7 protein-coding genes are annotated in these 6760 nt (G+C 73.2%); 4 read left to right on the top strand and 3 right to left on the bottom strand.

What is annotated here, in order from left to right:
* Positions 1-149: 149 nt before the first annotated feature.
* Positions 150-446, bottom strand: coding sequence for a hypothetical protein (locus HUW36_RS22280; RefSeq protein WP_174529954.1), 297 nt, complete (start codon positions 444-446; stop codon positions 150-152).
* Between the two features lie 178 nt (positions 447-624).
* Between HUW36_RS22280 and HUW36_RS22275 the strand changes: the two genes are divergently transcribed.
* Both HUW36_RS22275 and HUW36_RS22270 read left to right on the top strand, forming a co-directional pair.
* Positions 625-1689: an LCP family protein gene (locus HUW36_RS22275; RefSeq protein WP_246248274.1), complete on the top strand. Its 1065-nt coding sequence runs from the start codon at positions 625-627 to the stop codon at positions 1687-1689.
* 109 nt (positions 1690-1798) lie between these two features.
* Entirely contained in the window at positions 1799-3244 is a 1446-nt protein-coding gene (locus HUW36_RS22270) for an exopolysaccharide biosynthesis polyprenyl glycosylphosphotransferase (protein ID WP_174529953.1), read from the top strand.
* 13 nt (positions 3245-3257) lie between these two features.
* Here HUW36_RS22270 and rfbD read toward each other — a convergent pair whose 3' ends face one another.
* On the bottom strand, positions 3258-4115 hold the full coding sequence (rfbD, locus tag HUW36_RS22265) for a dTDP-4-dehydrorhamnose reductase (protein WP_174529952.1): 858 nt from the start codon (positions 4113-4115) through the stop codon (positions 3258-3260).
* A complete protein-coding gene (gene rfbB, locus HUW36_RS22260; protein WP_174529951.1) occupies positions 4112-5113 on the bottom strand; it encodes a dTDP-glucose 4,6-dehydratase in 1002 nt (333 codons plus the stop codon). The genes rfbD and rfbB overlap by 4 nt, the downstream gene beginning before the upstream one ends.
* Positions 5114-5201: 88 nt before the next feature.
* Between rfbB and rfbA the strand changes: the two genes are divergently transcribed.
* Both rfbA and HUW36_RS22250 read left to right on the top strand, forming a co-directional pair.
* The gene (rfbA, locus tag HUW36_RS22255; RefSeq protein ID WP_174529950.1) at positions 5202-6089 is read left to right on the top strand and encodes a glucose-1-phosphate thymidylyltransferase RfbA; all 888 of its coding nucleotides are present in this window, start codon (positions 5202-5204) and stop codon (positions 6087-6089) included.
* Entirely contained in the window at positions 6086-6694 is a 609-nt protein-coding gene (locus HUW36_RS22250) for a dTDP-4-dehydrorhamnose 3,5-epimerase family protein (protein ID WP_174529949.1), read from the top strand. Before rfbA ends, HUW36_RS22250 begins: the two co-directional genes overlap by 4 nt.
* Positions 6695-6760: the final 66 nt, after the last annotated feature.

Below are 6760 nucleotides of genomic sequence, written 5' to 3'. Positions count from 1 at the left end.
CGTGCCCGGGACGGGGCACGACGGCGGCCGGACCCGGCGGGCGATCGCTCGGCGCCGGCCGGAGACGTGGGGTGAGGCGCGCTGCCGTCGGTCACGCCGGTCGATGCTGCCGCACCGCCCGGTCGCCGGACAAGCGGGCTAAGCGAAAGCTAAGGCCGGTGGGCGCGGGCGACCGAGGCGATCCCGGCGAGGTCGCCGGCGATCTCCGGGCGCTGCCGCAGCGCGTCCTCCAGGCGGACCCGCCACAGGCCGGTCTCGACCGACACCCGGACGTCACCGGCGTGGCGGACCCGCTCGCGACTCTCCGCGAGCGCGTCGCCGGCGGCGGGCCCGAACAGGTCGTCGAACTCGTGCCGGAGCCAGTCGAACAGCCGGTCGTCGTGGAACGCGCCGCCGATCACCCGGGCGGTGTCCCACGCCACCCGCGGCTGGTGGATCACCTGCATCTCGACTCCTCGGTCGACGTGGTCGTTTCGGCAATCATCTATCCTCCGCCGCGGCGCGGCAAGGCCCGCCGGGGCGACGTCTGCCGGGCCGGGGACCGCCGGGCCGGGCGGACCGGTGGGCATCGGCCGTCCGGACGAGGGTCACCGCGCCGAAACGCGAATCAGTAGCATCCCCGGCATGTCCGATCGCCAGCCCCTCGCCGAGTCCGACGCCCGTCCCGCGACGTCCGACGTGGACGCCGACGGCCCGCGGGAGGGGGCCCCACGGCGTCGCCGGGGCCGCCGGATCGCGTTGGTCGTGCTGCTCGTGCTGGTGCTGCTGGCCGGGGGCGGCGCCCTGGCCGGCGGGCTCTACTACCGGTCGGTCGACAAGTCGATCGACCGGGTGGACGCGTTCACCGGCGTGCCCGAGGCGTCCCGGCCGCCGGTCGCGGCGAAGGGCGCCATGAACATCATGATCCTGGGCAGCGACTCCCGCGATCCGGAGAGCACCGGCGGGTCGCGCAGTGACACGATCATCCTGGCCCACCTGCCGAAGGACCGTTCCAGCGCCCAACTCATCTCGATCCCCCGGGACACCTGGACGGCGGTGCCGAAGTCCAAGGAGGGCCGGGGCGGCCGGGACGCGAAGATCAACGCTGCGTACGCCTGGGGCGGCGTGCCGCTGATGGTGCAGACCGTGGAGAAGTTCAGCGGCGTCCGGATCGACAACGTGGCCATGGTGGACTTCGCCGGCTTCAAGGACATCATCGACGCGTTGGGCGGCGTCGAGGTCGATGTGGAGAAGGGTTTCACCACCAAGTACTCGCTGATCGGCACGCGGACGTTCAAGCAGGGCCGGCAGAGCATGGACGGCGCGGCCGCGCTCGACTACGCGCGGGAGCGGCACGCCTTCCCGGACGGCGACTTCGCCCGCATCCGCCACCAGCAGCAGGTGATCAAGGCGATCCTGGACAAGGCGGCCTCCGGCGGCGTGCTGGCCAACCCGGCCAAGCTCAACTCGTTCGTCCGGGCCATGTCGAGTTCGGTGGCGGTCGACAAGTCGCTGTCCCTGGTGGACCTGGCGATGGAGATGCGCGGCCTGCGCAGCGGAAACCTGACGTTCTTCACCTGCCCGGTGAAGGGGACGGGCCGGGTCGGCAGCGAGAGCGTGGTGTTCCCCGACCCGGCCCGATCGAAGACGTTGTTCGAGGCCGTCCGCCGGGACTCGGTGCCGGACATCCTGGCGGTCAGCGGAAAGTAGGACGTCGAACTGCCGTGGCGGCTCTGGCGGGCGGGCGCAGCCGCTCATATCCTGCGATCGCCCCGGGTCCGTCGGCAGAGGACCGGGGCGTCACGGGGGAGGATCCACCATGCCACGCCTACCGGCGTTCGAGCATCCGGCCGCGCGGCCACCGGACATCACATCGATGACCGGCAGTATGGACACGACCACGGTCCTGCCGTACGCCGGCTCCCGGGCCTCCACGCGTACCCGGCGGCTACGGGCCTGGATGGTGACCGCGCCCATCGACGTCGCCGCCCTGCTCGCGCCGCTGCTGCTGACCCAGGACTACTGGCGCGGGACGCTGTCCAACGCGGCGCTCACCGTGGGCCTGCTCGCCACCGGCGGGCTCTACCGGCCCCGCCGGCACATCAGCATCCTGGACGAGCTGCCCAGTCTCGGCGGGCGGCTGCTCGCCGCCGGCGCGGTGGTGGCCATCATCGCCGCCCTTCGGCACGACTCGGTGGTCTACCTCGGCGGATTCATGCGCGGCCTCGCGCTCTCCGCCGGGCTGGTGGTGGTCGGCCGGGCGGTCAACTCGCGGATCGTCCTGCTCGCCCGGCGGCGCCGCTGGGTGGAGCACAACGCGATCGTCGTCGGCGGCGGCCCGATCGGCGCGGAGCTCGCCCGGCTGCTGCGTCGCTACCCCCAGTACGGGCTGCGTTTCGTGGGCGCGGTGGACGCGCCGACGCGGCCGCGCCTGGGCGCGCTGCCGCTCATCGGCACGATCGACGACGTCGAGAAGCTGGTCACGATGGTGGAGTGCGAGGTCCTGGTCATCGCCGACCCGGACTGCTCCGAGTCGGACCTGATGGAGGCGTTGCTCCGTCCGGCGAGTTCCCGCTGCGACCTGTGGGCGGTGCCGCGACTGTGGGGCTCCCGGTCGCAGGGCGGCCACCCGGACCACATCGGGGCCATCCCGATCGTGAAGATCGGTGACACCACGCTGAGCGGTCCACGGTGGTGGGTCAAGCGCGCCTCCGACGTGCTCTTCGCCCTGGTCGCGCTGATCCTGCTGAGCCCGCTGCTGCTGCTCTGCGCGATCGCCACGTTCCTCGACGGGGGTCGCGGGATCTTCTTCCGGCAGGAGCGGATCGGCCGCTACGGCGAGCCGTTCCAGGTCGTCAAGTTCCGCACCATGCGCCCCGCCGACGAGCACGAGTCGCAGACCACCTGGTCGATCGCGCACGACCGGCGGATCGGCCCGATCGGCCGGTTCATGCGGCGCACCTCGCTCGACGAGCTGCCCCAGCTGTGGAACATCCTGCGCGGCGAGATGAGCGTGGTGGGGCCACGGCCCGAGCGGCCCTACTTCGTGGAGAAGTTCTCCGTGGAGTACCCCACCTACGCGATGCGTCACCGCGTCCCGGTGGGGCTCACCGGCCTGGCGCAGGTCAGCGGCCTGCGCGGGGACACGCCGATCTCGGACCGCGCCCGGTTCGACAACTACTACGTGGAGAACTGGTCGCTCTGGCTCGACATCAAGATCGTTCTGCGTACGGTGACGGAGGTCTTCCGGGGCGGCGGCCGCTGAGGCCGCTCGGCGGTCAGCGGGCCAGCGCCTCGGCCAGATCGGCGTGCCAGTCCCCCGGCGGCGGCAGCTTCGCGGCGGCCCACCGACCGTGGGCCAGCACGCTGTAGCTCGGACGCGGCGCCGGGCGCGGGAACCGGTCGCCGGTGGTCGGGCGGACCCGGTCCGGATCGAGGCCACGCAGGGCGAACACCGCGCGGGCCAGCCCGTACCAGGTCGTCTCACCGGCGGCGGTGCCGTGGTAGGTCCCCGGGGCCGCCTCGCCGGCCAGCGCCGCGTCGGCCAGCGCGACGAGCCGCTGCGCGAGCCGGTACGACCAGGTCGGCTGCCCCCGTTGGTCGTCGACCACGTCGAGGTGGTCGCGCTCGGCGGCCAGCCGCAACACGGTGGTGACGAAGTTGCGGCCCGAGGTGCCGTAGAGCCAGGCGGTGCGCACCACGTACCCGGTCTCGGGCAGCAGCCGGGTCACCGCCCGCTCGCCGGCGAGCTTGCCGCGCCCGTACGCGTTGACCGGGCCGGTCGGCGCGTCCTCCGGGTACGGCTCGGTGGCGTCGCCGGAGAACACGTAGTCGGTGGAGACGTGCACCATCCGGGCCCCGGCCAGGGCGCAGGCCCGGGCCAGGTGCGCGACCGCGTCGCCGTTGACCGCCGTGGCCGCCCGCTCGTGGGTCTCCGCGCCGTCCACGTCGGTCCAGGCTGCGGCGTTGAGCACCACGTCGTGCCCGGCGACCGCCGCCCGTACCGCCCGTTCGTCGGTGACGTCGAGGTCGGTGCGGGTGGCGGCGGTGACGGCGAGGTCCGGCCGGTCCCGCAGCACGGCCAGCAGGTCCCGCCCGAGCATCCCGCCGGCGCCGGTGACGAGCAGCCGGCTCATCCGTGGGTCGCCGTCTTCAGCGGCTCCCACCAGGCCCGGTTGTCGCGGTACCAGCGCACCGTGTCCGCCAGGCCCCGGTCGAGGTCGATGCTCGGGGCGTACCCCAGCTCGGTGCTGATCCTGGTGATGTCCAGCGAGTAGCGGCGGTCGTGGCCCTTGCGGTCGGTCACCGGCACCACCCGGTCCCAGCCGGCGCCGCAGGCGGCCAGCAGCCGTCCGGTGAGGTCCCGGTTGGTCAGTTCGGTGCCGCCGCCGATGTGGTAGACCTCGCCGGCCCGCCCCTTCTCCTGCACCAGGGCGATGCCCCGGCAGTGGTCGTGCACGTGCAGCCAGTCCCGGACGTTGCCGCCGTCGCCGTAGAGCGGCACGGTGCCGCCGTCGAGCAGGTTGGTGACGAAGAGCGGGACGAGCTTCTCCGGGTACTGGTAGGGCCCGTAGTTGTTGGAGCAGCGGGTGACCACCACGTCCAGGCCGTGGGTGCGGTGGTAGGCGAGCGCCAGCAGGTCCGAGCCGGCCTTCGAGGCCGAGTACGGGGAGTTCGGCGCCAGCGGCCAGTCCTCGGTCCAGGAGCCGGAGTCGATCGAGCCGTAGACCTCGTCGGTGGAGACGTGCACGAACCGCCGCGTGCCGTGGCGCAGCGCGGCGTCGAGCAGGGTCTGGGTACCCAGCACGTTCGTGGTGACGAACGGCGCGGCGCCGGTGATGGACCGGTCCACGTGCGACTCGGCGGCGAAGTGGACGATCACGTCGTGCCCGGGAACCACCGCGTCGACGGTCGCCGGGTCGCAGATGTCGCCGCGCACGAAGCGCAGCCGGGGATCGTCGCGCACCGGCGCGAGGTTGGCCGGGTTGCCCGAGTAGGTGAGCTTGTCCAGCACGGTCACCCCGGCGGGCGCCAGGTCCGCCACCCCGGCCGCGTCGCCACCGGGCACGCCCAGCAGCATCCGCACGTACTCCGACCCGATGAAGCCGGCACCGCCGGTGACGAGGATCCTCACGGGACCGGGAGTCTACGCGAAAGCGCAGCACGGACCGGGGCCGACGACGGGCACCCGCACGCCGCGCCGCGACCGGTACCCTCCGCGGGTGCGTGGAATCCTGCTCGCCGGCGGCACCGGCTCCCGGCTCTGGCCGATCACCCGGGCCGTCTCCAAGCAACTGATGCCGGTGTTCGACAAACCGATGGTCTACTACCCGCTCTCCACGCTGGTGATGGCCGGGGTGCGGGAGATCCTGATCATCACGACGCCGGACGACCGGGCCCAGTTCGAGCGGCTGCTCGGCGACGGCGCCCAGTGGGGGCTGCGGCTGGAGTACGCGGAGCAGGCCCGTCCGGAGGGCATCGCACAGGCGTTCCTGCTCGGCGCGGACTTCGTCGGCGACGAGCCGGTCGCGCTGATCCTCGGCGACAACATCTTCCACGGCGTCGGCCTCGGCCGGCAGCTCGCGCAGCACGGCGACCCGGCCGGCGCCCGGGTCTTCGCGTATCCGGTCGCCAACCCGGGCGACTACGGCGTGGTGGAGTTCGACGCGGCCGGCCGGGTGCTGTCGATCGAGGAGAAACCGGCCCGGCCCCGGTCCCGGTACGCGGTGCCCGGCCTCTACTTCTACGACAACCGGGTGGTCGACATCGCCGGCAAGCTGACCCCCAGCGCCCGGGGCGAGTTGGAGATCACGGCGGTGAACGAGACCTACCGCGAGTGGGGCGAGCTGTCCGTGACCGTGTTGGACCGGGGCACGGCCTGGCTGGACACCGGCACGTTCACCTCGATGATGCAGGCCGCCGAGTTCGTCCGGGTGATCGAGGAGCGGCAGGGCATGAAGATCGGCTGTGTCGAGGAGGTGGTCTGGCGGTCCGGCCTGATCGACGACGACCGGCTGCGGGCGCTGGCCCACCCGCTGGCCCGCAGCGGATACGGCGACTACCTGCTCGGGCTGCTGGCCGAGGGGTCGGCCGTCGGGAGCGGTTCGTGAAGGTGCGGCCGTTGGGCATCGAGGGCGCCTGGGAAGTCACGCCCCGGCAGCACGGCGACGCCCGTGGGCTGTTCCTGGAGTGGTACCGCTTCGACCGCCTCGCCGAGGCGGTCGGGCACCCGCTGCGGCTCGCCCAGGGCAACCTCTCGGTGTCCGCGCGGGGCGTGGTGCGCGGCATCCACTTCGCCGACGTCCCGCCCGGCCAGGCGAAGTACGTGACCTGCGTCCGCGGGGCCGTCGTCGACGTGATCGTGGACGTCCGGGTGGGCTCACCGACCTTCGGCCGCTGGGAGGCGGTCCGCCTGGACGACGTCGACCGGCGGGCGGTCTACCTCGGCGAGGGCCTGGGGCACGGGTTCTGCGCGCTGACCGACGACGCCACGCTGAGCTATCTCTGCTCCACCACGTACCGGCCGGCGGCGGAGCACGCCGTGCACCCGCTGGACCCGGACCTCGCGATCGACTGGCCGGCGGGGACGCCGCTGCTCTCCGACCGGGACGCGGCCGCGCCCAGCCTGGCCGAGGCGCGCGTCGCGGGCCTGCTGCCCGACTACGGTGCCTGCCGCGCCTTCACCGCCGGGTTGGACACCCGCTCGTCGTCCTGACCCGGCTCCGGCGCCGGCGTCGGCGTCGGCGACGTGGCCCCGGCCGCACCGCCAGATCGGAAGAGC

The sequence above is a fragment of the Micromonospora maritima genome (genome assembly GCF_902825405.1).
GTDB lineage: Bacteria > Actinomycetota > Actinomycetes > Mycobacteriales > Micromonosporaceae > Micromonospora > Micromonospora maritima.
The sequence above is the reverse complement of the archived record's forward strand: the minus strand, read 5'-3'. Positions and strand labels throughout refer to the sequence as shown.